General features: G+C 68.0%; 22 protein-coding genes. 6 read left to right on the top strand and 16 right to left on the bottom strand.

Features of this window, described 5'->3' with window-relative positions; all coding sequences use genetic code 11:
* Positions 1 to 100: 100 nt before the first annotated feature.
* Positions 101 to 1,282, bottom strand: a complete 1,182-nt coding sequence (locus tag K8O92_29685) for an acyl-CoA/acyl-ACP dehydrogenase (GenBank protein UAK31865.1) — start codon at positions 1,280 to 1,282, stop codon at positions 101 to 103.
* Positions 1,283 to 1,358: 76 nt separating this feature from the next.
* Between K8O92_29685 and K8O92_29690 the strand changes: the two genes are divergently transcribed.
* Complete coding sequence (locus K8O92_29690) at positions 1,359 to 1,733, top strand: MerR family transcriptional regulator (GenBank protein ID UAK31866.1); 375 nt, start codon at positions 1,359 to 1,361, stop codon at positions 1,731 to 1,733.
* The gene (locus K8O92_29695; GenBank protein UAK31867.1) at positions 1,730 to 2,596 is read left to right on the top strand and encodes a TIGR03619 family F420-dependent LLM class oxidoreductase; all 867 of its coding nucleotides are present in this window, start codon (positions 1,730 to 1,732) and stop codon (positions 2,594 to 2,596) included. The genes K8O92_29690 and K8O92_29695 overlap by 4 nt, the downstream gene beginning before the upstream one ends.
* Positions 2,597 to 2,620: 24 nt before the next feature.
* On the opposite strand, the gene K8O92_29700 is transcribed toward K8O92_29695, so the two are convergent.
* From K8O92_29700 to K8O92_29745, 10 genes are all read right to left on the bottom strand, one after another.
* Positions 2,621 to 3,121 (bottom strand): flavin reductase family protein, encoded by a 501-nt coding sequence (locus K8O92_29700; protein UAK31868.1) that lies wholly within the window; start codon positions 3,119 to 3,121, stop codon positions 2,621 to 2,623.
* Positions 3,122 to 3,459: 338 nt separating this feature from the next.
* The gene (locus K8O92_29705) at positions 3,460 to 4,689 is read right to left on the bottom strand and encodes a cytochrome P450 (GenBank protein ID UAK31869.1); all 1,230 of its coding nucleotides are present in this window, start codon (positions 4,687 to 4,689) and stop codon (positions 3,460 to 3,462) included.
* 9 nt (positions 4,690 to 4,698) lie between these two features.
* Entirely contained in the window at positions 4,699 to 5,961 is a 1,263-nt protein-coding gene (locus K8O92_29710; GenBank protein ID UAK31870.1) for a cytochrome P450, read from the bottom strand.
* Between the two features lie 203 nt (positions 5,962 to 6,164).
* Complete coding sequence (locus K8O92_29715) at positions 6,165 to 7,427, bottom strand: cytochrome P450 (protein ID UAK36019.1); 1,263 nt, start codon at positions 7,425 to 7,427, stop codon at positions 6,165 to 6,167.
* A 324-nt stretch (positions 7,428 to 7,751) separates the two neighbouring features.
* Positions 7,752 to 8,981: a cytochrome P450 gene (locus tag K8O92_29720; protein ID UAK31871.1), complete on the bottom strand. Its 1,230-nt coding sequence runs from the start codon at positions 8,979 to 8,981 to the stop codon at positions 7,752 to 7,754.
* A gap of 12 nt (positions 8,982 to 8,993) precedes the next feature.
* The gene (locus K8O92_29725; protein UAK31872.1) at positions 8,994 to 10,265 is read right to left on the bottom strand and encodes a cytochrome P450; all 1,272 of its coding nucleotides are present in this window, start codon (positions 10,263 to 10,265) and stop codon (positions 8,994 to 8,996) included.
* Complete coding sequence (locus tag K8O92_29730; protein ID UAK31873.1) at positions 10,262 to 10,867, bottom strand: ATP/GTP-binding protein; 606 nt, start codon at positions 10,865 to 10,867, stop codon at positions 10,262 to 10,264. Before K8O92_29730 ends, K8O92_29725 begins: the two co-directional genes overlap by 4 nt.
* A complete protein-coding gene (locus K8O92_29735; GenBank protein UAK31874.1) occupies positions 10,842 to 11,192 on the bottom strand; it encodes a DUF742 domain-containing protein in 351 nt (116 codons plus the stop codon). Before K8O92_29735 ends, K8O92_29730 begins: the two co-directional genes overlap by 26 nt.
* A gap of 73 nt (positions 11,193 to 11,265) precedes the next feature.
* A complete protein-coding gene (locus K8O92_29740) occupies positions 11,266 to 11,691 on the bottom strand; it encodes a roadblock/LC7 domain-containing protein (protein UAK31875.1) in 426 nt (141 codons plus the stop codon).
* Positions 11,691 to 13,061: a sensor histidine kinase gene (locus tag K8O92_29745; protein UAK31876.1), complete on the bottom strand. Its 1,371-nt coding sequence runs from the start codon at positions 13,059 to 13,061 to the stop codon at positions 11,691 to 11,693. Before K8O92_29745 ends, K8O92_29740 begins: the two co-directional genes overlap by 1 nt.
* 618 nt (positions 13,062 to 13,679) lie before the next feature.
* Between K8O92_29745 and K8O92_29750 the strand changes: the two genes are divergently transcribed.
* On the top strand, positions 13,680 to 14,111 hold the full coding sequence (locus K8O92_29750; GenBank protein UAK31877.1) for an SRPBCC family protein: 432 nt from the start codon (positions 13,680 to 13,682) through the stop codon (positions 14,109 to 14,111).
* Between the two features lie 9 nt (positions 14,112 to 14,120).
* Here K8O92_29750 and K8O92_29755 read toward each other — a convergent pair whose 3' ends face one another.
* Positions 14,121 to 14,816: an SDR family NAD(P)-dependent oxidoreductase gene (locus K8O92_29755; GenBank protein UAK36020.1), complete on the bottom strand. Its 696-nt coding sequence runs from the start codon at positions 14,814 to 14,816 to the stop codon at positions 14,121 to 14,123.
* 105 nt (positions 14,817 to 14,921) lie between these two features.
* On the opposite strand from K8O92_29755, the gene K8O92_29760 reads away from it, so the two are divergent.
* The gene (locus K8O92_29760; protein UAK31878.1) at positions 14,922 to 15,476 is read left to right on the top strand and encodes a TetR/AcrR family transcriptional regulator; all 555 of its coding nucleotides are present in this window, start codon (positions 14,922 to 14,924) and stop codon (positions 15,474 to 15,476) included.
* A gap of 84 nt (positions 15,477 to 15,560) precedes the next feature.
* Here the strand turns inward: K8O92_29760 and K8O92_29765 are convergent, their stop codons facing one another.
* The gene (locus K8O92_29765) at positions 15,561 to 17,099 is read right to left on the bottom strand and encodes a DHA2 family efflux MFS transporter permease subunit (GenBank protein ID UAK31879.1); all 1,539 of its coding nucleotides are present in this window, start codon (positions 17,097 to 17,099) and stop codon (positions 15,561 to 15,563) included.
* The gene (gene dapA, locus K8O92_29770) at positions 17,096 to 18,031 is read right to left on the bottom strand and encodes a 4-hydroxy-tetrahydrodipicolinate synthase (GenBank protein UAK31880.1); all 936 of its coding nucleotides are present in this window, start codon (positions 18,029 to 18,031) and stop codon (positions 17,096 to 17,098) included. Before dapA ends, K8O92_29765 begins: the two co-directional genes overlap by 4 nt.
* A 71-nt stretch (positions 18,032 to 18,102) precedes the next feature.
* Here dapA and K8O92_29775 point away from each other — a divergent pair, with 71 nt between their 5' ends.
* Positions 18,103 to 18,981 (top strand): LysR family transcriptional regulator, encoded by an 879-nt coding sequence (locus tag K8O92_29775; GenBank protein UAK31881.1) that lies wholly within the window; start codon positions 18,103 to 18,105, stop codon positions 18,979 to 18,981.
* A gap of 5 nt (positions 18,982 to 18,986) precedes the next feature.
* Here K8O92_29775 and K8O92_29780 read toward each other — a convergent pair whose 3' ends face one another.
* A complete protein-coding gene (locus tag K8O92_29780) occupies positions 18,987 to 19,643 on the bottom strand; it encodes an EthD domain-containing protein (GenBank protein ID UAK31882.1) in 657 nt (218 codons plus the stop codon).
* A gap of 180 nt (positions 19,644 to 19,823) precedes the next feature.
* Here K8O92_29780 and K8O92_29785 point away from each other — a divergent pair, with 180 nt between their 5' ends.
* Complete coding sequence (locus K8O92_29785) at positions 19,824 to 21,233, top strand: MFS transporter (GenBank protein UAK36021.1); 1,410 nt, start codon at positions 19,824 to 19,826, stop codon at positions 21,231 to 21,233.
* Here the strand turns inward: K8O92_29785 and K8O92_29790 are convergent.
* On the bottom strand, positions 21,212 to 23,971 hold the full coding sequence (locus K8O92_29790) for a hypothetical protein (protein ID UAK31883.1): 2,760 nt from the start codon (positions 23,969 to 23,971) through the stop codon (positions 21,212 to 21,214). The genes K8O92_29785 and K8O92_29790 overlap by 22 nt on opposite strands.
* Between the last annotated feature and the right edge of the window lie 98 nt (positions 23,972 to 24,069).

A 24,069-nucleotide genomic window follows, 5' to 3' on the forward strand; every position in this document is an offset into this window, starting at 1 on the left:
AAGGCGCGGAGTGTAGCCGCAAGGAGTAAACGAGTCACGACCTGTTCGCGTGATATGTCCGAATTCTCGGCGGCTGCGGTCTTCGATCGACTCCTGCGATTCACGCCCCGTCCGGCACGCCCAGGACTTCCCTGCCGATCACACCGGCGATCACCTCGGTCGAATACGCCATGAGCTGGCCCGCCTGGGCATCGCGCAAGTGGCGCTGGATCGGGGACCGCTTGAGATACCCGGAGGCGCCGCCGACCCGGACGCCCAGTTGCGCCACCTCGACCGCGACCTTGTTCGCCAGGTATTTCGCCCGGGCGAGGTTGTCGAAGAACGACGCGATCCCGTTGTCGGCCTGCCACAACGCCTGTTCATAGAGCGTGTGCGCCGCCGCGAGCCGGGTCTGGACGTCCGCGACGTCGTATTGCACCCACTGCTGGTGCGCCAAGGGCTTACCCAGTATCTCCCTGGCCCGAGCGTGCTCGACCAGCGCGTCCAGCGCCGCATCGGCGATACCCAGCGAGATCGCGGGCAGACCGGCGGGGATCACCGCGAAATCTTCGGGCCGAGGCCCCCGCCCTCGGTAATCGGCGCGCAACAGGGTGTTGTCGAACGCCAGCAGCTGACTGCGGGTGGCGCGCAAGCCGAGAGTGTCCCAGATCGGGATGACCGACACCGTCTCGTCGGGGACCACGCCGAAGAAGGCGGGCTCCCCCGCCACGAGCGCGTTGACCAGCAGATAATCGGCGATCTCGCTTCCCGACACGAACCGCTTCGCCCCGCTGAGCGACCATCCGCCCTCGGTCGGCATGGCGACCTGCTGTGGTTGGAGGAAACGGTTGCCGCTGGCGGGTTCGGACAGCGCGTTCGCGAAGCGCTTGCCCGCACGGAACTCCTCGGCGAAGAACGAACCCAATGTCTCCCGGGTGAATTCGGCCAGGGCGACACCGGCCCCCGCGTGCATCGTCCAGATCGTCGCGGTGGACGGATCGGCCTTGGCGAGAATCCGGATCAGGCGCCCGAGCCCCGAGTAGCTCAACCCCGCGCCGCCTGCCGATTCGGGTAGAACCGCCTGATTCACTCCCGCCGTGTGCAACGCGTCGAGATGCGCGACGGCGATCTCGGCGCGCTCGTCGTAATCCGCTGCCTCGGCGGCGAATCCGATCGCCAGGTCCGAGACCCGATCGAGCAGTTCCCGTTCGTCGTCTCGGATCGGAAGGAAGAAATGGGCACTCGTCACGAATCGCTCTCTGGTCGGGAGGAAATCGGCGGGCACGACCGCCGGACGGCTCACCCGAGAATAGGCAGACGCTTGCCTTGACGTCGACGAGAAGGTTTAGCGTTGCGGTGACCTGGGCGAAGGAGGACGGATGCGCATCGGCGAATTGGCGCGGCGGGCCGGCACGAGCACGCGCGCCCTGCGCTACTACGAAGAGCACGGTTTGGTGCGGCCACGCCGCGCGGCCAATGGGTACCGGTTCTACGACGACACCGAGTTGCTCATCGTGGGGAAGATCCGCGAACTGCTCGGCGCCGGCTTCGACCTCGACGACGTCCGTCCCTTCGTGGCCTGCCTGCGGGCAGGTCACGGCTCCGCGGACGTCTGCCCGGATTCGGTGTCCACCTTGCGGCGCAAGCTGGCCGAGGTCGATTCCTATCTGGACCGCCTGGAGGACGTGCGCAGACAGTTGCGCGGCCGCCTGGCCGCGGCGTGCGAGTTCGACCGGGTGCGGGAGCAGCGGTGAAGTTCGCGGTCAACTACAGCACGCCGTACTTCGGCGTCGACCCCGACCGGCTGATCGGCTACGCACAGCACGCCGAGCGCTGCGGATTCGAGGCCGTTTACCTGCCCGAGCACATCGCCCTGTATCCGGGCGCGACCGTCGGGCCGATGGAGATCACGCCGTCGGTGCCGTTCGCCGATCCGCTCGACGCGCTGAGTTTCGTGGCCGCGGCGACGGACCGGATCCTGCTCGGCACCGCGGTGCTGCTGCTGCCCTATCACCATCCGGTGGTGCTCGCCAAACGCCTGGCGACGATCGATGTGCTGTCCAAGGGCCGGATGCGCCTGCTCACGGTGGGACTGGGCAGCCTGCCCGGTGAAGCGCGAGCGATGGGCGTGGATTTCGCCACCCGCGGCCGTCGCGCCGACGAGGCCATCGACGTGCTGCGACTGCTGTGGTCCGGCGACGCGAACGGCGTGAGCTTCGACGGTGAGTTCTTCCGATTCGAGAACCTGTGCAGTTACCCGAAGCCCGCTGGGGGCGAGCCCTTGCCGATCCATGTCGGTGGATCGAGCCGGGCAGCCGCCCGCCGCGCCGGAGCGCGCGGCGACGGATACTTCCCGGGCGGCATGCTCGGACCGGCCGAACGCGCCCGCCAGCTCCAGGAGGTCCGCGCGGCGGCCGACGCGGAGGGGCGCGGCGCTCACGCGTTCGAGTACACGCGCTGGGGATCGATCGACATGCCGGCCGAACGAGTCGAAGGCCTCGCCGAGCAGGGCGTTACGCGCGTAGTGGTGAGCGCGAGTACGGGCGACCCGGCAATCGCGCGCGACGAGCTGTCCGCCTTCGCCGAACGCTTCGGCCTTGCGAACACGCCGCGCTGACAGCCGGATCGCGACGTGACCACCTCAGACAGTATGCCCGGCAACCAGATCCGCGACCGAGTGATAATGCAATGTCTCCGCCGCGTGGCGCAGCACGGCGCCGTCCTCGGGTTCCAGTAGCACTCCGACGTGATCGCCGAAGTCGTACCGCTCGCGGATGTGGGCGCTGAACCAGCAGGGCACCGTGCTGAGCACGGGAATGCCGCCGGGGCCGGAGTGCCAGCCGCAATGCATGAACTTGTCGATGTCGTCGCCGGTCTCACCGCCGAAAAGCCGGGCAAGCGAGCGCTGTTCGCTGCCCAGCAAATGCACCGCGAGCCGGTCGGCCCGCTGGGCGACCCGATAGGTGTGGTTCTTCTTGGACAGGCCGATCAGGAACCGGCGCGGCTCGATGCTGACCTGCGTCGCGAAACCGACCAGGCAGCCCGCGCGCCGGCCTTCGGCCTGCACTGTGACCAGCAGCACGGGGTAGTCCGCCGCCGCGACCACCGCGTCGAACACTGCGGTCCGGTCTTCGGTAGCCATCGGTCCTCCCAGCGTGATGCGACGTTCTCCGGCTGCCCGCGCGATCGTCGCGCAAACATGCCGGGCCGAGCGGCGCCAACCTTCGACCGCGGCGGCAGATTCGTCTGAGACGCTGACGCCGACAAGGGTGGGTCGCCCGTGCGACGGCTGCGTAGACCAGCTTTCCGATCTACATCCCGTGGATGATAGTCCACCACAACGGCTTCCGCGCCGACACTGAAAATGCAGAGTGGCGATCGCCACATTGCGAGCCACCTGCGTTCACGTCCACACAGCGGCGTCGATCACGCGCCCCGGTGCACGCGCCCCCGCCCGCGACCGGGGGCGCGTTCCTGCTCCTAGTCCACCGGTGCCAGGTACACGGGAAGCCTGGCATGTCCGTTGGAGATGAAGCTGGACACTGCGCCGAGTTCGGCGGGGCTCGCCGCCAGACGCAGCTTCGGGAAGCGCTGGAAGAGGGCAGGCAGGGCGATCTCGGCTTCCAGCCGGGCCAGCGGCGCGCCCAAGCAGTGATGCGCCCCGTAGCCGAAAGCCAGATGCTCCTTGGTCGGTCGCCGCACGTCGAACTCGTCGGCGGTGGCGCCGTGCAATTTCGGATCGCGGTTGGCCCCGGCGTAGGAGGCGAGAATCGGGTCGCCCTTGGCGATGCGCCGGCCGCCGATCTCGATGTCGTCGACGGCGAAGCGCAGCGGCAGGTGCGCCACCGGCGCCTCGTAGCGCAGCGCCTCTTCGATCAGATCGCTCCAAGCCGCACGCCCCTCGGTCACCTCCGCCCACTGCTCTTGATGGGTCAGCAGCGCGAAAACGGCTTGATCGAGCAGGTTCACCGTGGTCTCGTGCCCGGCGCTGATGACGAGCAGCAACGTGTCGATCAGCTCCTGATCGGTCAGCTTCGAGCCGTCCTCCTCGTCGCGATGCGCGATCAGCAGGCTGGTCATGTCATCACCGGGCGTCTCGCGCCGGTAGGCGACGAGTTCACCGAGGATCCGGTACATCTCCAGGTAATTCGCCTGTGACGCCTCGGGTCCGAGCGAAGTGTCGAAGATCCCGTCGACGCAGGTGCGCAAACCGGCGTTCAGGGATTCTGGTACGCCCATCAGCGCGCTGATGACCTGGATCGGCAGCGGGTAGGCGAAACGCTCCCTGAGGTCGACCGCCTCGCCCGCCGGGATCGCGGCGAGCTCGGCCAACAGGTCCGCGGTGATCTGCTCGATCAACGGGCGCATCGCCTGGGTACGGCGGTGGGTGAACGCGGGGGCGACCAGCTTGCGCAGCCTGCGGTGATCGGCGCCGTACGCGGTGAACATGTTGTGCACGGCGACCCACAGGAACAGCGGCCAATCCTGGGGTATCTCCCCGTTGATGAACGCGGGCCAGTGCTGCCTGGCGTCTTTCGACACCCTCGGGTCGGCCAGCAACTGCTTGAGCACCTCGGCGTCGGTGACCGACCATGCCCGCACGCCGCCCGGCAATTCGACGAGGGCCACCGGCCCGCGCTCCCGGATTCGTGCGGACTCGCCCTGGATGTCGGCGCCGGCCGGGTCGAGGACTAGGGGTTGTGTGTCCATCGGGACTCCTCAGAAAACAGTCAATGGAGGGGATTTGGGAAACACGACGGGTAGGGACACCAGGGCGCGATGGAATGGACCGGGCCGCCAGCTCAATTGGCCGGGCTCGACCGCCAGCTTCAATTCGGGCAGTGCGTCGAGGATTTGATCGATGGCGTCCTGGGCCAGGAGATACGCGGCCGACCGCGCGGGGCACGCGTGCGGCCCCACGCTCCACGCCAGGTGCGCACGGCTGTCGATACGTTGACCGACGCCGATCGCGGGATCGTTGTTGCAGCCCGCCATACTGATCAGGACCGGCTGGTGCGCGGGCAGCCAGACGCCGTCGATGAGGATCGGCTGCTTCGGGTAGCTGACGCAGTAGTTGGCCATCGGGGGGTCGTTGAACAACACCTCGTCCAGGGCATCGCGCGTCGAGAGGCTGCCGCCGAGAAAGTCTCCCGCGAAGCGTTCGTCGGTGAGCATCAGCAGCAGCGTGTTGACGATGAGGTTCTGCTGTGGCTCGATGCCCGCGCCGTAGAGCGTCGCCAACTGGTGGATCATCTCCACGTCGTCCAGGCCCGCGGAGTGCCGCAGCAACCTGGAGGAGATGTCGTCGCCCGGTTCCTTCCGCTTCAACTGCACCAGTTCGAACAGCGCGTCGGTGAGCATCGCGTTGCCCTTGTCGGCGTTGACGCCCTCGAAGATGGCGGCCATACCGGTCGCGACCTGCTGTCCGATGTCCGGCGGGCAGCCGATCATCGCGTTGAGCACCGCAAAGCTGAGTGGAAACGCGTACTGGCTGATCATGTCCGCCGCGCCGTCCTCGCAGAACGCGTTGATCAGCGGAATGGCGATCTGCTCGATGGTTCCGTGCAGCGCGTGCAGATCGATCCCGGCGACGGCGGCGACGTTGGCCCGGCGATAGCGCAGATGTTCCAGGCCCGCGCTGCGCAGCGCATTCGGCCGCCATTCCAGCATCGGCAAGACCGGGCACTCACCTGGAATGTCCTTCTGCCAGGTGCGGGGATCCGCCGGGAAGTGATCGGGATCGTTGAGGATGCGCAGCGCGGTGTGGTAGCCGATCACCAAAGTGGCGGGCACATTCGGCGATAACTCGACCGGAACGAGCGGACCGTACTTGCGGCGCATTTCGTGGTAGGCCTTGTGCGGGTCCTGCGCGTATTCCTCCGAATACAGCGAATAGCGAGGACCGTCGGTGTCGATCGGCGAGCTGTGTCGAACGGGGCACCCGTTCGCAGCGTCGGACGGCGGGAAGTGTGGCGTGGTCAAAAGACAGAGCTCCAGAGAACAAGCAGTCGACGAACGCGTTCGCCGCGCACGTGCGCGCGCGACGCGGTGGGTCGACTCGATGCGTGGTTATCGGCGACAGGCCGGCGCGCACCCTCGTCGGCATGTGCGCAGGCGGCCTCTGAGCGGCTGCCTCCCTTCTGAATCGCGATCCCGCGTTCCTACCATCGCCGGACGGCTCGCGGCTAGGCCGGTTCGCTCCCCTGCTGGTCCGGGAAGACAGGCAACGGAGGGGATTCGGGGAAGACAATCGGCAGCGCGGTGAGCGAACGGTGAAACGGGCCCGGCCGCCAGGCCAGTTCTTCGGCGGGAACGGCCAGCCGCATCTCGGGCAACGCGTCGAGCAGCTGATCAATCGCGTCCTGGGCGATCAGATAGGCCACCGATCGGGCCGGGCAGGCGTGCGGCCCGACGCTCCATGCGAGATGAGACCGGTTGTCGGTGTATACGCCGGTGTTGATCGCGGGATCGTTGTTGCATCCGGCCATGCTGATGACCACCGGCTGGTGCGCCGGTAGCCACACACCGTCGATCAGGATCGGCTGACGTGGAAACGTGACGCAATAGTTCGACAGCGGCGGATCGGTGAACAACACCTCGTCCAACGCGTCCCGCGTCGACAGGCTGCCACCGATGATGCCGCCGGCGAACCGCTGGTCGGTGAGCATCAGCCGCAGGGTGTTGATGATCAAGTTCTGCTGCGGCTCGATGCCCGCGCCGTAGAGCATCAGCACCTGCTGGACCATCTCCGTGTCGTCGAAATCGACGGGGTGCTGCAATATGCGGGAGACGATGTCGTCACCGGGCTGGGATCGTTTCAGCGCCACCAGTTCCGACATCGCGTCATTGAACATCGCGTTGCCCTGCTCGGCCTCCACGCCCTCGAACATCGCGGCCAGTCCCATCGCGGCCCGCTGCCCGATGTCCGGCGGGCAACCGAGCATGGCGTTGATCACCGCGAACGACAGCGGAAACGCGTACTGTGCGATCAGGTCGGCCGAGCCGTCCCGGCAGAAGCTGTTGATCAGCGGAACGGCGATCCGCTCCACCGTGGCCTGCAGTGCGAATTGGTCGATCTCATCGATGCCCGCGACCGTGGCCTGCCGGTAACGGGTGTGCTCCGGGCCGGAGTTGCGGATCGCCGCCGGACGCCATTCCAGCAGCGGCAAGACCGGGCAGTCGCTGGGGACGTTCTTCTGCCAGGTCCGCGAATCGGCCGGGAAATGGTCGGGATCGTTCAGGATGCGCAAGGCGGTGTGGTAACCGATCACCAGCGTGGCCGGCACGCCGGGCGCCAGTTCCACCGGCACCAGCGAACCGTACCGGCGGCGCATCTCTCGATAGACACTATGGGGATCCGCGGCGAATTCATCCGAGTACAGCGCGACCCGGGGGCCATCGGGGCCGACCGGTGAGCCGTGCCGGACGGGGCAGCCGCCCGACGACAGCGCGGACGATGACGAGGACTGTGGGGTGGTCAAAACGTGACTCCAAAGACGGAACGTTCGACGAGCAGGGTAGGCGCATGACACGTGCCCAGCCGGAGGCCGGGTCGTCGTGCGGACGTGGCTGGATCCGACTCTACGCCGTAATCCACTGGGGCACAGCATATCTCGTGCGCGAAATCGAGGCGATCGGGTGTCGGCGGACACCCTCTCCACCCGCGGCGGAACACCGCGTATCCGCGAGGGATACGCGGGTGATCGAGTCCGGCACGGGACGAACGAACTCCGCTGCCGACAGGTGTGATCGCAAAGCCCGTACGGGCCGGACTACTCCGCAGCCTCCAGGAACACCGGCAGCTCGGAGTGACCGTTGGAGATGAAGCTGGGCACGGGGCGCAGCTCGGACGGGTCGGCCGCCAGGCGCATGTCCGGGAAGCGACGGAAGAGCGCCGGGAGGGCGATCTCGGCTTCCAGCCGGGCCAGCGGCGCGCCCAGGCAGTGGTGCGCTCCGTAGCCGAAGGCCAAATGCTCCTTGACCGACCGACGCACGTCGAACTCGCCCGCGGTGGCGCCGTGCACCTTCGGATCGCGGTTGGCCGCCACGTAGGAGGCCAGGATCGCCTCGCCCTTGGGAATCCGGACGCCCGCGATGTCGATGTCCTCGACGGCGTAGCGCAGCGGCAGGTGCGCGACCGGCGCCTCGAAGCGCAGCGACTCCTCCACCACATCCGACCAGGGGGTCCGGCCCTCCGCCACGTCGGCTCGCTGATCCGGGCGAGTGAGCAACGCGTAGATGGCCTGATCGAGCAGGTTCACCGTCGTCTCGTGCCCGGCGTTGATGACCAGCATCAGCGTGTCGACGAGTTCCTTCTCGGCCAGCCGCGAGCCGTCCTCCTCGTCCCGGCTGGCGATCAGCACGCTCGTGATGTCGTCGCCGGGCGTCTCCCGACGGTATGCCACGAGTTCGCTGATCAGCCGGAACATCTCGAGATAGTTGGCCTGGGCCTCCTCCGGCCCGAACGAGGTGTCGAAGAACCCGTCGACGCATTTCCGCACGCCGGGGCCCAGATGTTCGGGCACACCCATCAGTTCGGTGATGACCTGGATGGGCACCGGGTAGGCGTAACCCTCACGCAGGTCGACCGCCGCGCCACGCGGGGTCGCCGCGAGGCGGTCGAGCAGCTCGGCGGTGATCGCTTCGATGCGCGGTCGAAGCGCCACGGTGCGACGGTGCGTGAACGCGGGCGCGACCAGCTTGCGCAGCCGCCGATGTTCGGCGCCGTAGGCGGTGAACATATTGTCGACCGCCACCCAGGGGTGCAGCGGCCACTCCTCGGTGATCTCGCCGTTCATGAACGCCGCCCAGTGCTGCCGGGGATCCTTCGACACGCGGGGGTCGGCCAGCAGGCTCTTCAGCACGACGGCATCGGTGATGGACCACGCGGGCACCCCGCCGGGCAGTTCCACCAGGGCCACCGGCCCGCGCTCGCGCAGCCGCGCAGCCTCGCCTTGGATATCGGAACCGGTCAGGTCCAAGACAATCGGCTCTTGCGACATCGGACGCTCTCCTTACACCAGGTTCAACGGAGGGGACTTGGGGAAGACGACCGGCAGGGCCGCCAACGCCCGGTGGAAAGGGCCGGGACGCCAGACCACTTCGTCCGCGGGTATGGCCAGCCGCATTTCGGGGAGAGCGTCGAGGAGCTGGTCGATGGCTTCTTGGACGACCACGGACGCCACCGACTTCGCGGGGCAGGCGTGCGGTCCGACCGCCCACGCCAGATGCGAGCGGTTGCCTGCGCGGTCACCGCCGCGGATGGCCGGGTCGTTGTTGCAGGCGGCGAGACTCACCAGCACCGGCTGGTGCGCGGGCAACCAGGTGTTGTCGACCAGGATGGGTTGCCGCGGATAGGTGATGCAGAAGTTCGCCATCGGCGGGTCGTTGAACAGCACCTCGTCCAGCGCGTCGCGCGTCGACAGGCTGCCGCCCAGAACCTCACCGCCGAAACGGTCGTCGGTGAGCATCAACAGCAGCGTGTTGGTGATCAGGTTCTGCTGTGGCTCGATCCCCGCACCGTAGAGGCTGATCAGGTTCGAGAGCATTTCCTCGTCGTCGAGCTTGGCCGGGTGATGGGCCAACCGGGACGTGACGTCGTCGCCGGGCTCCGCGCGGCGCTGGTGGATCAGCTCCATCAATGCCTCGGAGAGCATCTGCATGCCCTTGGCCGCCTCGACGGTGTCGAACAGCATGGCCATACCGGTCGCGACCCGCTGCCCCAGTTCGGTGGAGCAGCCGACGATCCGGTTGAGCACCTCGAAGACGAGCGGGAACGCGTACTGCGTCACCAGATCGGCGGAGCCCTTCGCGCAGAAGGTGTTGATCAGCGGAATGGCGATACGCTCGACCATCGAGTGCACCTCGTGCAGGTCGATGGCGTCGATGCTGGCGGTGTAAGCGCCCCGGTAGCGGGCATGCGCGGCGCCGCTGTTGCGGAGGGCGTTCGGGTACCACTCCATCATCGGCCGGATGGGCGAGTCCTCGGGAATGTTCTTCTGCCAGATGCGGGGATCGGCGGGAAAGTGCTCAGGATCGTTCAGGATCCGCAGGGCTTCCTGGTATCCGATCACCAGGGTGGCGGGGACTCCGGGCGACAATTCGATCGGGACCAGCGAACCGTGGCGCCTGCGCATCTCCCGGTAGACCCCGTGCGGGTCGGCCGCGAATCCCTCCGCGTACAGCGGGATCCGGGGGCCGTCGGTGTCGATCGGCGATCCGTGCGCGACCGGGCAGGCGCCACGGGATAGGTGCGCGGGGTAGGTCGAGGACTGCGGCGTGGTCAAATGCGCGACTCCAAACGGTGGAACAAGAATTCGACTAGCGTGATCAGTGAGCGCAGGCAAGTGCCCCGGTCACGCGCGTCCAGCGTCGTCAGCGGCGTGCCGGGTTCCAGATCGAGGGCATCGCGCACCTCGTCGAGCGGGTAGGGGCGCGCTCCTTCGAACTGGTTGACTGCCACCGAATACGGGACGCCGCGCTCCTCGAGCACCGACAGCACCTCGTCGGACTTCTCGATGCGACGGGTGTCGACAAGCACGAGCGCGCCGAGCGCACCGCGAGCCAGCTCCTCCCACAAAGGGACGAAACGCTGCTGCCCCGGCGTGCCGAACAGGTAGAGGGCGAGTTTGGGACTGAGCGTGATGCGGCCGAAGTCCATCGCGACCGTGGTCTGCGACTTGCCGGGCAGCCCGGCCATATCGTCCACGCCGACGCTGGCCTCGGTGATGGTCTCCTCGGTGCGCAGCGGCTTGATCTCCGAGACGCTGCTCACGAACGTGGTCTTGCCGACACCGAAGTTGCCGGCCACCAGCAGTTTCACCGAGCGGGTCACGGTCTCCGGCACGTAGTCGACGGCGCGATCAGACGGCGAGAGCACGGAGCCCATTGAGTACCTCCTCCAGCAGAGCGATCTCCGGCAGGGACTCGGCCGGGGTGGGGGTGACCAGGTGCCCGCCGTCCATCAGATCGGACGTGACGATCTTGACGACGGACGGCGGCAGGTCGAGGTACGCCGCGATCTCGGCGATCGACAGCGCACCCCGACGGCTGCACAGGGCCATGACCCGGCGCGCATCGGGCGACGCGCCGGGGAGTGGATCTTTGGCGGTCAGGACCAAAGTGACCAGGTCCAGCTCGCGAGTGGGACGCGTACGCCCTCCGGTGCGCACATAAGCCCGGACGAGGTCCGGGTCGCGCCGCGGCTTGCTCATGACGGCACCTCGCGCTTGCTCGGCTCCGTGATGCCCAGCGGCGCAGTACCTTTGACTCGCTCGCTGCGCTCGATCATGGCATTTCGCTGCCGTCTACGCGCCTGCGCGGCTGGCTGCCGAGCTCGCGCCCGACCCGGCCTGCGAGCTCGTTCATCCGGTGTGCGACGAGGCCCACATCGATGTCGTTGGTGGTCGCGACGCCCAGTAGCGCGCCCTCCCCCGCCGCGGTGATGAGGATCATTCCCTGGTCGTACTCGGTCATGTTCTGCCGCACGCCGTTGGCGGAGTCGCCGCAGAACTCACCGAGCGCCTTGCCGAGTGAGCGCAGGCCGGAGGCCGCCGCGGAGAAGCGTTCCGCCTCGTCGCGAGCGATCCCCGCGGAGTGCGCGATCCGCAGGCCGTCGTCGGACAGCAACACCGCGAACCGCACACCCGGGATACTGAGATCTTCGAGTAGCCAGCCCAGTTTGTTGCTGCTGTCGGTCACGGGTGTGGCCATCAGGATGTCATCCCTTCCGTGTCATCAGATGCGGCGGCGCGGCCGCTCTTGGAGCCGGTATGCCAAGCTGCGGCGACCTCGGGGCGAGCCAGCCCCGGTTCGGTGCGCGGCCCCACCGGGGCTAGCGCGACCGTCCTGCGTCGCCGCTTGGGTAACCCCCCGCTGGTGATCTCGCTCACCGTCAGCGAATGCTCGTCGTCGCCGGGCTGCTCGCTCGGCGCGGCGGGCGCGGGAACCGTTGCCGGCTCCGGTTTTGCCTCGGTCACGGGCGCGACCTCCTGGACGTTCTGCGGTGTGACCAGCAGCGACTCCGGGATGTAGACCATCGCGCGCATGCCGCCGTAGACGTTCGGGCCATCGATGTAGACGGTGAAACCGTAGCGGCGGGCCAGCGCGGCGATACCCGGGAAGCCGACCTTCGGCGAAGGGCCGAGCTGGTGGATGTCGACGGGCCGCTCGTGCGCGAGCACTTGGCGAGCCTCCTCCATCTGCTCGGCGTTCATCCGCACGCCCGCGTCATCGATGATGACGGTGACGCCGTGATGGCCCTCCTGGAAGTTGACGTCCACGTAGGAAGTCGGCGGGGAGTACCGCAACGCGTTGTCCAGCAGGGTCGCCAGCGTGTGCACGAGCGGTTCCACCGCGCGGCTGATCACGACGCGGTCGAGCTGGTTGGGTCGCACCCGCAGGTATTCGCGGACGCGGCCGATGGCGCCGCCGACCACGTCGGTCAGCGTCTGCGCGGGCCAGCGACGGCCGGGCAGGCCACCGCAGACGATCACGTAGGACTGCGCCTGGCGGATCATCTGCTGCACGGTGTGGTCGATACGGGTGAGCGTTTCGTACACCTGGTCGTCGCGATGCTCACGCAGCGCGGCGCTCACCACCTGGCTGACGTCCGCGCCGAGGCTGACCACGGAGGTGCCGAAGGAACGGACGGCGGCGCTGGTCGCCTGGCGCGACGCCGAGGCCACCTCGGTGCGCGCGGCCTCTTCGGCGGCCTTGATCGCCTGCTGCGCTTCGTTGTTGGTCAGGTCCCTGGTCTCCGAGCGGATGAGGCTCAGATCGTCGGCGTACCGCTCGGAGATCCACCGCAGGATCTGCGCGAGCCGCGAATTCTCCATGCCCGCCTGGACTTCGACCGGGGGAACCTGCGACTCGAACCGGCGGATCGATTCGGCCACCGCGGGTAGCGTGGTGGCGGCGAACCGCTCGAGCGTGTCCTCTGTCGCGCGCTGTTCCCTGGTCAGGGCCTCGACCTTGGCTCGCTGAGCCTTGGCATACTGCACTGCGTACAACGCCCCCGCTACGGCGATCACCAAAGCGGCGGCGAGGATCCATGAAAGCACCACGGCGATATCTTGATTCATCAGTTCTTTCGTCGTTGACTGGTCTCGAGGAATCGGCCCACTGCCATCCTGCTTCGCTCGCCTTCCCTCGCCTGCCGACCATGAACGGACCGGTCGGTGGGGTCCGCGTCGGAGTACCGGAAACCCCGCGGCGGCACCGGCACTCGCCGAGAGTGCCTACCGCACAGTGCCCGCAGGACAGGCGATTACATGTCAATCGCCGACCGCCCGGATCATATCCGAACGGTAACCAGAACCCGACCATTCGCACATTAGCAGCATTCCGGAGAAGTCTCTGCCGATCCCACCGACACTTTCGGTTTCCCGGAGCTGGGACGATACGTGCCGCCGATCGCGACATTGCTGCGCAATACTGTTGGGCTGCCATACAAGTCGTACCCCGTTTGCGCTGCAAACGGAACCGCAGGTCAGGTGGACTTCAGCGGAGGCGGGCCACCGCTGTCGACGACGGCGGCCCCCGGCGGCCGGAACCGCCCAGTGGAATGGACGCTCACTGACACATCAACAAAAGTATTGCCGGCCGCTGGAATTCGACTACGAAGGGTCGTGTTCACCTCGGGGCCGAGCGTCCGCGCCCTCACAACGGGGCGGACCAGCGGTACCGGATACCATGCGCCCATGGCAAAGCTGAAGGTCTCGGTCGACGTCCCGATCTCGCCGGAGGAGGCCTGGGCGCACACCTCCGACCTCGCCGAACTCGACAAATGGCTGACCATGCACGAAGCCTGGCGCGGCGAGGTGCCCGCCGAGCTGACCGTCGGCACCCAACTGGTCGGCATCGCCTCGGTGAAGGGGCTGCGCAATCGGGTCACCTGGACGGTTCGGGCCGCCGAGCCGCCGAGCCGCCTGCATCTGACCGGCGCGGGCAAGGGCGGCACCAAGCTGGGCCTGCAACTGCTCGTCGCCCCGAAGGGCCCGGGCTCGGAGGTCACCGTCGACATCGAACTCGGCGGCGCGCCGCTGTTCGGCCCGATCGGCGCCGGGGTGGCCCGGGCGGTCAAAGGCGATATCGAACGCTCCCTCGACCGCTTCATCGCACTTTACGGCTGACCCCGGCCGTCATCCGCCCAAGGCATCGAAGACTTCTTCGGCCCGGTCGCGGGTGCGATACATCTGCCACGCCGTCTCGGCCAGCTCGTCCGGATCGAGGGTGTGACCTTCCGGGCTGCCGAAACGCGCCGGGTCGGCCGTGACCATGGTGTGGATGTCGCCGCGTTCGACGAGTCCGCCGATGGTGAGGGTGCCCGCGTAGACGTTGCGTCCTGTCAGCGCCGCGTTGAGGGTGAGGGCGTAGTTGCGCAGCGCGGCGGTCGCGAGGGCGAGGTGGCCGAGCATGGGCATGGGGCGGACGCTGGACAAGCCGCCGGCGAAGAACAGAGCGCCGTTCCCGCGATCGAGCATGCCGGGCAGCACTTCAGCCACCACGTCCACCGCGGGCCACACCCACTCGAAGGCCGTTCGCGCCGTGGCGGAATCGATGTCGGTGATCGGCACGGGCTGCTGCGTCGGCCCCGGCCCGTAGTAGACCGATCCGATCGGACCTTCGCGGCGGATGTCGCCGAGTACCGCGGCGAGCCGCGAGCGGTCGGTGACATCGGCGACGTGGGCGGTGGCGTCGATGCCGCGCGCCGCCAGGTCCGCGAGGTATCCGGCGTGCCGCGCATCGCTGCGCGAGATCAGCGCCACGCGGAACCCTTCCCTGCCGAAGCGGCGGGCCATCGACATCCCGAGGCCGGGGCCGACGCCGACGATCACCGCTGTTCCATGGTCCGACATGTTCTCTCCTTAATCTGAGGCCCCCCTCGATTTATCACCGTAGCATGAAATCGAGGGCGCCCTCAGATTTTGTAGGATGGCAGCGTGACCAAACCGCTGCGCCGGGACGCCGCCCGCAACCGGGAGAAGTTGTTGCGGGAGGCGGCCGACGTTTTCACCGAGCAGGGCCTCGAGGGTTCCCTGGAGGAGATCGCGCGGCGCGCGGGCGTCAGCATCGGGACGCTGTACAACCATTTCCCGACCCGCGACACCCTGATCGAGGCCCTCCTGCCGCCGCGACTGGCGGCGGTGGACGAGATCGCCGCCCGCGCTGCGGCCGAGCCGGACGCGTGGACGGCGTTCACCGGGTTCGTCGAAGACCTGCTCGGCAGGCTGACCGGCGATCGCGGGCTGCTCGAGGCGTTCACCGGAGACCATCCCGCGGCCGCTCGGCTGGCGGAGGCGTGCCATCGCGGAATGTCGCATCTGTCGACGGTTCTCGCACGCGTCCGGGAAGCAGGCGAGCTGCGCGCCGACGCGACCGACGAAGACATCGTCAACTTGGTGTGGGCGCTGTCGCTGCTCGGGGAGACCACAGGCTCGCCGTCGTGGCGACGCGCGGCGGAGATCGTGTTCGACGGCCTCCGAAGCCGACGGTGAACACGCTCGGCGGTCCGGCTATGCCCCGCTCGATGCCATGGTCCCGGGATCGCCTGGCAGAAGGGCGATCCGGGACACCTACAGCTACGCGTGGACCACGGTCACCGCGTCGGCCGCCTCCGGGTTCTTCGGCTTGGTGCGCGGCAGGAAGAACGCCGGGACCAAGGTCAGCACGATCAACACCAGCGCCACCACATAGGTCTGGCTGAACGCGTGCGCGGCCTGCTGCAGGCCGGTTTCCACTGTGCCCGGCGGAAGCTGGCTCGCCAGCGCCGGATCGAAGTTCGCCGCGATTGCCGGACGGGCGAGCGGCTCGTTGTTCAGCAGGTTGGTCAGCACCACCGACATGGTGGCCGTGCCGATGGAGCCCGCGGTCTGGTTGACGATGTTCATCAGGGTCGACCCCCGGGCCACCTGCTGGTGGGTCAGCGTCTGGATCGCCGCGGTCATGATCGGCATCATCGTGCAGCCCATGCCGAGGCCCATGACGAACAGGGCGCCGATCATGGGGAGATACGAGCTGTCCGCGTCGAGCTGGACGAAGTAGGCCGTCCCGATCGAGATCAGCGCGATACCGATGAGCACGATCTTGCCGGGGCCGATCTTGTCCACGAAACGGCCCGCGACCGGCATGCTGAGCATCGCGCCGATGCCCTGCGGCGCGAGCAGCAGACCCGCCTGCAGCGCCGACTCACCGCGCACCTGCTGCAAGTAGGTCGGCAGCAGCAGGCCCGCCCCGAAGAACGCGACGGCGAACAGCACCATCGTGAGCACCGCGAAGGTGAGCGCGCGGTTGCCGAACAGGTGCAAATCGATCAGCGGGTGCTCGGTGCGCAGCGCGTGGAACACGAACGCCGTCATCAGCAGCACGCCGATAGCGGCCGGGATGAGCACTTTCCCCGCGATCACCGTCCCCTCCTCCGGGATGGAGGAGACACCGAACAGGAACAGCGCGAGGCCGGGCGAGGCCAGCAGCATGCCGATGAAGTCGAACGACTCCGACGGCTCCGGCTTGTCACCCGGCAGCACGACGACCGCGAGCACCAGGGCGACCACGCCGATCGGCAGGTTGATCAGGAAGATCCAGTGCCAGCTGAAGTTCTCGATCAGCCAACCGCCCAGGATCGGGCCGCCGATCGGGCCGAGCAGCATCGGCACGCCGAGTACCGCCATCACCCGGCCGACCCGATGCGGGCCCGAGGCGTGGGTCATGATCGTCATGCCCAACGGCATCAGCATGCCGCCGCCGAGACCCTGGATCACGCGGAACGCGATCAGCGACTCGATGTTCCACGCCGTGCTGCACAGCAGCGAGCCGAGCACGAAGAAGACGAGGGCCATGATGTAGAGCCGCTTGGTGCCGAAGCGGTCGGCCGCCCACCCGGTCAGCGGGATCACGGTGGCCAGCGCGAGTGTGTAGCCGGTCATCGTCCACGCCGCGATGGCGTAGCTGGTGTCGAACTCCCGCTGGAAGGTCGGGATTGCGACGCTGACGACGGTGATGTCGAGAATCGACATGATCGCGCCGAGCACGACGACGCCCGCGATCTTGAAGACGGCCGCGTCGAGTTTGTCGGTCGTCGGGTCGGGCCCAGCCGCCTGGGTATCCGGAGGTTGTGTCACCGCTTGAGCGTGGCATCTCCGGGGCCGCAACACCAGTCGATGGCGGTTCCTTGTGCCGAGAATTCGGCGAGCGCGGTCAACGCGGCCCGCGTCGCGCCCTCGCTCGCAGGTAGCAGAGGCAATCGGACCGCAGGGCTCGGTATGCGACCCTGCGCCGCGAGCACCGCTTTGATCACCGCGGGATTGGGTTCGGCGAACAGCGCGGCCGACAGCGTCGCGAGCCGGTGGCCCAGCGATCGAGCCGCGTCGAGCGGACCGGTGCGCCACGCGCCGACCAGCGCGGCGAACGACGAGGTGTGCACGGCTGCCGAAGCCGCGATCGCGCCGTCCGCGCCGAGGGCCAGCATCGGTGCGGCGAACAGGTCGTCACCGGCCAGCACCGCGAAGTCCGCGGGCCGGGCGCTCATGAACGCGATGGTGACGTCATCAATGGCCCCGACCGCGTGCTTCACCCCGATGACCCCGGGTATTTCGGCGAGCGCGAGCAAGGTGTCGAACCCGAGGGACAGGCCGGTCCGGTACGGGATGTGGTAGACGACCAGCGGCACGGGACCGGCTGCGGCGAGTTCGCGAAAATGCGCGAGCACCCCCGCCTCGGACGGACGCGTGTAGTACGGGACCACGGTGAGCGCCGCGGTGCAGTGGGGGTCGAGGCCGGCGAGCGCTTCGACGGAAGCCGCCGTCGAGTTCGATCCCACTCCCACGATCAGCGGCGCGGCGCGTTCCCGGCAGACGCGCCCGCAGACGGCTACCACCTGCGCGCGTTCCGCGGCCGTCAGGGTCGCGGGTTCACCGGTGGTGCCGAGCGCGACTATGCCGGTCGCGCCGTCGTCGAGGACCTCGCGGGCGAGCCGCTCCAGCGCGTCTGCGGCCAGCGCGCCGTCGGCGGAGAACGGCGTGACCAAGGGGACGAAGAGACCTGCGAGCGTCATAGGGACAAGCCTGAACGGACCGAACCATCAGATCCAGTTCACATTTCTGTCGCAGACCATAAGGTGAACTGATGCTCGATGTCCGCAAGCTGAGCTTGCTGCGCGAACTGGCGCATCGCGAAACCATCGCCGCGGTCGCGGAAGCCCTCGCTTACACCCCCTCGGCGGTCTCCCAGCAACTCACCGCGCTGGAACGGGAGGCCGGTGTGCCGTTGCTGGCGCGAACCGGGCGGCGGGTCCGGCTCACCCCGGCGGCCGTGGTTCTCGTCCAGCACACCGAGCGAATCCTCGCGGTGCTCGAGCAGGCCACCGCCGATCTGGCCGCGACTCGCGCCGAACTGACCGGGACGCTGCGCATCGGCGCGTTCCCCACCGCCGTGCGGACAATCCTCTCTCCCGCGCTCGTCACGCTGAGCAGCGCGCATCCCAGGCTGGAACTGCGGGTCACCGAACTGGATCCGGCGCTGGCGCCCGACGCGCTGCGTGCGGGGACACTGGATGTCGCGCTGATCCAGGAGTACGACTACGTGCCGGTTCCCGCCGATCCGGCCCTGCACAGCGAGCCGCTGTTCGAGGAGATCGTCTACCTCGCGGCACGTTCCACCGACTCGCTGTCGGCGCACCGTGAAAGCCCCTGGATCGCGAGCACTCCCGGCACGCTGTGCCACACGATGACCGTACGCGCCTGCGAAGCGGCCGGCTTCACACCCAGGATCCGGCACCACGCCGACGACTTCGGCACGGTCCTCGCGCTCGTGGCCGCGAGTCAGGGCGTCGCCTTGGTGCCGGAATTCGGCACCCGGGAATGTCCCGCGGGCGTCGTACTCGGCCCCCTGCCGACGCGACGGCGCACGCATCTGGCCTATCGCCGCGGCGCGGGCCATCATCCTGCGGTGCGCGCCGCACTAGCGGCGCTGCGCGAATCGGCGGGACGCTCCCCCGGCCGCTGAACGACTCAGCGCAACCGGTATCGACTGGTGGGCACCACATCCAGGTTCCGGTCGCCGCCGAAAGTCGCGACGCTGGCCATCAGGCGGTCGACTCGGCGAGCCAGCTCCGCCGCGTCGCCGCCGCTGCCATAGAAGGCGTGCGGATCGGTGAGGGCCTCGATCGGGAACAGCTCCTCCACGATCCCGGCGATCTCCGGCGCACCGGCCGTGGCGGGCCCCGTCACCAGATTCTGCACGTAGCCGAACGTCGCCTGGGTCTCGATGGCGATCGCGGTGTGATGGTTACGCCAGCGATCCAGCCATTCGGCGTGTGACAGGTCATCCGGTTCGCGCAGGAAAGCGATGTTCGACAATCCCGGCGCCCGCTCGTGTAATGCGGTGACCGGCGGCGGAATCGGCGTCGCCTCCTCGACGTGCCAGCCGGCTACCCGCTCCGCCACGGCGCCGAGCGCCCGCTCGGCCGCCTCCGGCTGCGGTGTTCCCGCCCACCAGACGCTGACGACGGCCTGCACCGGCGCGTCGAACGTCGTGATCCGCAGCATCGCCATCTCGACCGCCGCGTCCGAGATGTTCGCCTGCACCGCGCCTGCACCGGACAGGCGAGACACCGGATCGGCGGTCAGCAGGTCGCCAACGCCCCACAGCGCATAGATCGTCTTCATCGGCGGGCCACTTTCTAGAACATGTTTCAGTCGCTGTGCGAGCCTAGCCGACCACGGCGGTTGGTCGCGGCGGCTCGGGGTAAACGAACCTCAGTCTTCTGAAGGTGGTGATCCGTGCGGACCATATCAACAGACATCCCCGCCCGGCTGGACCGCTTGCCGTGGTCGAAGTGGCACTGGATGGTCGTGATCGGGCTGGGATCGGTCTGGATCCTCGACGGGCTCGAGGTGACCGTCGTCGGCAGTGTGGCCAGTAGATTGTCGGAACCGGACAGTGGCCTGAACATCACGGCCGCACAGGTTTCCGGCCTCGCCGCGGCCCTGTACGTCGCGGGCGCCGGCTCCGGCGCGCTCTTCTTCGGTTGGCTGACCGACCGATTCGGCCGGAAGAAGCTGTTCCTGATCACCCTCGCGGTGTACCTCTTCGCGACCGCGATGACAGCCCTGTCGTTCTCGATGTGGTGGTTCGTCTTCTTCCGCTTCCTCACCGGTTTCGGCATCGGCGGCGAATACGCGGCGATCAATTCCGCCGTCGACGAGTTGATCCCGAAGAGATACCGCGGACGCATCGACATCGTCATCAACGGCACCTACTGGCTCGGTGCCGTCGGCGGCGCGTTGCTGTCCATCCTCGCGCTCAACACCGATCTGTTCCCGCCGAATGTGGGCTGGCGGTTGACCTTCGCGCTCGGCGCCGTGTTCGGTCTGGTCATCCTGCTGGTGCGCAGGCATGTCCCGGAGAGCCCCCGCTGGATGTTCATCCACGGACGCGAGGACCGAGCCGAACAAACCGTCGCCGCGATCGAGGAGGAGGTCCGGGCCGACACCGGCACGGCGCTCGCGGATGTCTCCGATCAACAGATCCGGATCAAGCAGCGGCGCACCATCTCCTTCCGGGAGATCGCGGCAGTGATGGTGCGGCACTATCCACGGCGCAGTGTCCTCGGGTTGTCGCTGTTCATCGGGCAGGCATTCCTCTACAACGCCATCACGTTCAACTACGCGCTCATCCTGTCCAGATCGTTCGGCATTCCGGACGATCGGGTCGGCTACTACTTCGCGGTCCTCTGTTTCGGCAACTTCCTCGGTCCGCTGCTGCTGGGCAAGCTGTTCGACACGATCGGGCGCAAGCCGATGATCGCGGGCAGCTACCTCGGATCGGCGGTGCTGTTGCTGGGCACCGCATGGCTTTTCGCGGGCGGCCACCTGACCGCGACGACCCTCACCGCCTGCTGGACCGCCGTGCTGTTCGTCGCCTCGTGCGGCGCCAGCGCCGCCTACTTGACCGTCAGCGAGATCTTCCCGATGGAGACTCGCGCCATGGCCATCGCCTTCTTCTATGCGATCGGGACCGTCGCGGGCGGCGTCGCGGGACCGTTGGTGTTCGCCGAATTGTCCTCCGACGGAGACCTCGGGAAGACCGCCTTGGCGTTCACCATCGGCGCGCTCGCCATGTTCGCGGCGGGTTTGGTCGAACTGGCCTACGGCGTACGGGCGGAAGGGCGGTCGCTCGAGGAGCTGGCCGAGCCGCTGAGCGCTATGCGGGAGCCGGACGCGGCGCAGGCCGCTCAGCCGCCGCCGAGGGGGTAGGGACGACACCGCGCCGTGTCCTCGGCGCTCGCCCGGCCGCAGCCGTAGATCATCACGGGTTCGGCGTTGGTCGAGGGATCCCAGATCTGCTCCACGCTGAGCATGCCCACCCACTTGTCGTGCGCCACCCGGCCGGCGTGGGCGCCCTGACTGACCGAGAAGTCCAGCACGCCACTGCTGGACTCGATCACCGGATGCCGGGGCAGGTCACGCAGGGCGGCCCACACCGCGGCCGCGCTGATCGGGATCGGCTCGGTCCAGACCCCGGACACGGCCGGGGCCAGTGCTTGTACTGCCCGTACGAACAACCCGACCGCGTCGTAGGCCAACGCGACCCGCTCCCCCAGCGGATGCAGCTGGACGCGCTCGCCCAGCGGCTTGTCCGCCTCGGCGCAGGCGTTCCAGCTCGGGATGTCCGGGTCCACGGTGGTGGCGAGGTGGTAGAACTCGACCCGGCTGCGGAATCCCTGGCCTTTGTTCCGGCAGGTCACCAGGCTCGCTTTGGCCACGTAGACCAGCGGGCGCGCACTGTTGGCCGCCCTGCGCCGGTCCACGCTGGCCATGAACCGGTTGACCGAGTCGTCCGCGATCAGCATCACCCGCTGGTCGCCGCACGCTTTGTTGAGGCTCTGCAGGAAGTCGGGGAACTCCGAATCCCGGCCCGCGAAGAACAGCACCTCGTCGCATGCGTCGGTGTTGTCCGACCCGGTGAAGGCATCACGCTGGTCCCAGGAGCCGTCCCAGATCGCCCGGCCGTCGGCCGCGAGGATGTGCAGGTCCGCGGCCATGTTCTCGGTGTAGAGATCGGTCGGGTCGGGCCGATGGTAGATCCGGACGCCGCGCCCGGCCAGCCCGGGAAGGGAGTTCAGGTACTGCTTGATCATGTCGGCGATCGCGTGGTTCGGCGGGGCGATCTGGAAGTACAGCGGCGAGGACAGCACCATCTCGTCGGCCGACAAACTGGGCGCCACCATCGGAATGCCGAGGCCGGTCAGCGAGTTGATCATCCCCAGCGTCGCGATCCGGCTCTGATCGAGCCCGATCGCGCCGACGATGCTCGGCTCCGCCTCGATGAGCGGCGTCAGCAGCTCGACGACTTGGGGACCCTGCAGATTGGCCGGACCGGTATTCGCGAGCAGCAGCCGGATCAGCGGGACCGTGTCGGGCGTGACGGCGTCGGACAACGCGACCGATTCGAGCGCGTTGTACTGAGCCAGCGCCAAGCCCTCGATGTCCTCGCTCTGCGCGGGGTAATCGCCCGGAACGCCGGTCAACTGACCGAAATAGACGAGGGTGAACAGCGGCCGCGCCGGCTGCTGTGCGGCCAGCCGCTCGGCCAGCAGGTTCTGCTTGTACACCCGCCGCTGTGCTTCCACCAGGCGGCGACTGCCCGGTTCGTCGCGCGCGAACAGGAAGCCCCGCCCGCCGGAGTCGGGATCGTCCGGGTCGTATGCGCTGAAACCGACGCAGTTGCCGTCCGTACCGGGGACGACGCGCACCCACTCTACGGCCGTTCCGGTGGCGCACACGGGTTCCCCCGCGTGCCACGGCCGCCAGGTCGCGAACCCGCCCGCCGCCACCGCCAGCACCGCCACCAGGAACACCACGCTCGCCGACAACGCCCGTCGTGCCCACCACGGCGGCGCCGGGACCTCGATCCGGCGGAACGGGTCCGCCTCGTCGTCGTCGGAGCCGGTCGCGGGCACGGCGAACCACAACTGCCAGGCCCGCGGGCGCTGCCGCTGCCGCGCGACGGGCAACTCCTCCACCCAGATCTCGTACAACCGCCGCACCCGGTATGCGGGCCGCGCGGTGACGCCCGACGGCGCTGTCCGCGTGCCTGCCACCACCAGCAGCGGGTCGTCCTTGCCGGTCTCGTTGCGGATGTCGTTGATCAGATCCAGCAGCCGTGGACCGGCTTCGCCGTCGAGAGCGCGCAGGATCACGACCGGATAGGTGGTGCGCCGTGCGGCGCCGATGCTCCACCATCGACGGCGGTAGGCGACCCGCAGGTCTTCGAGAAAAGCATGCACCAGCAGCTTGGCCAGATGCTCGGCGTGCTCTTGGCGGCGGGCGCCCTCGGTGAGACGGTGGGCGAATCCGACGAACTGGCTGGACTGTTCCGGCGCGAGATACTGCTGGCGCATGAACCACCGGAACTCACGTCCCACGCCGGGAATCCGCCCGCCCGTGCGCGCCCGGAACACCGCCGTGGGCAGAACGATACGCAAAACGCCCAACAGGATTCGTTGTACCGCGCCCACCGTGGCCTGGGCTTCGCCCAGCAATTCCTCGCCCCAACGGCCGAAGTCCTTGCGCAACAGCGACGCCAGTTCATCGAGCTCGTTGTCGGAACTCAGTTTGCGCGCCATCAACCATTCGGCCAACCGGTAGCGCCGGAAAGGCAATGGGCGCAGACGCCCGAAGCGGTCCGCCGACAACCCCTTGCACATGTTGTAGAGCAGTTGCCGCAAAACGGTCAGGCCCGGCGTGGTGTCCTCGACCAGCGAGCTGCCCTCCGGCAAGGGGTCGAGGACGTCCACGTCCACGGCCACGTGCACCGCGCCGCCGAGTGCCGAGCCGAACATATCCAGGCATGCCTCGACATTGGTGAGGTCACCGCAGAGACCCACCATCGGCAGCATCCGCTCCCCGCGCGGCGGTCGCCGCACCAACCAGCGCAGCAGGTCTTCGAGCACATCGACTCCTCGGAAGGAGACAGCTCTGGTGCCGGACATGACGCCCCCGTGTCCTCGGCCGATTCTGACCACCCATTGAAGCAGACGCCAAACCTGTTGGGGCTCCGAGACACGAGCGCCGACGGTTCGGCGGGAAG

This window comes from Nocardia asteroides (genome assembly GCA_019930625.1).
GTDB lineage: Bacteria > Actinomycetota > Actinomycetes > Mycobacteriales > Mycobacteriaceae > Nocardia > Nocardia sputi.

Coding starts and splice junctions, on each gene's coding strand:
- K8O92_29785 (UAK36021.1), top strand. CDS start 19,824: ATGGTCGTGATCGGGCTGGGATCGGTCTGGATCCTCGACGGGCTCGAG.
- K8O92_29720 (UAK31871.1), bottom strand. CDS start 8,981: ATGTCGCAAGAGCCGATTGTCTTGGACCTGACCGGTTCCGATATCCAA.
- K8O92_29705 (UAK31869.1), bottom strand. CDS start 4,689: ATGGACACACAACCCCTAGTCCTCGACCCGGCCGGCGCCGACATCCAG.
- K8O92_29775 (UAK31881.1), top strand. CDS start 18,103: ATGCTCGATGTCCGCAAGCTGAGCTTGCTGCGCGAACTGGCGCATCGC.
- K8O92_29745 (UAK31876.1), bottom strand. CDS start 13,061: ATGAATCAAGATATCGCCGTGGTGCTTTCATGGATCCTCGCCGCCGCT.
- K8O92_29790 (UAK31883.1), bottom strand. CDS start 23,971: ATGTCCGGCACCAGAGCTGTCTCCTTCCGAGGAGTCGATGTGCTCGAA.
- K8O92_29780 (UAK31882.1), bottom strand. CDS start 19,643: ATGAAGACGATCTATGCGCTGTGGGGCGTTGGCGACCTGCTGACCGCC.
- K8O92_29700 (UAK31868.1), bottom strand. CDS start 3,121: ATGGCTACCGAAGACCGGACCGCAGTGTTCGACGCGGTGGTCGCGGCG.
- K8O92_29750 (UAK31877.1), top strand. CDS start 13,680: ATGGCAAAGCTGAAGGTCTCGGTCGACGTCCCGATCTCGCCGGAGGAG.
- K8O92_29690 (UAK31866.1), top strand. CDS start 1,359: ATGCGCATCGGCGAATTGGCGCGGCGGGCCGGCACGAGCACGCGCGCC.
- K8O92_29730 (UAK31873.1), bottom strand. CDS start 10,867: ATGGGCTCCGTGCTCTCGCCGTCTGATCGCGCCGTCGACTACGTGCCG.
- dapA (UAK31880.1), bottom strand. CDS start 18,031: ATGACGCTCGCAGGTCTCTTCGTCCCCTTGGTCACGCCGTTCTCCGCC.
- K8O92_29740 (UAK31875.1), bottom strand. CDS start 11,691: ATGGCCACACCCGTGACCGACAGCAGCAACAAACTGGGCTGGCTACTC.
- K8O92_29735 (UAK31874.1), bottom strand. CDS start 11,192: ATGAGCAAGCCGCGGCGCGACCCGGACCTCGTCCGGGCTTATGTGCGC.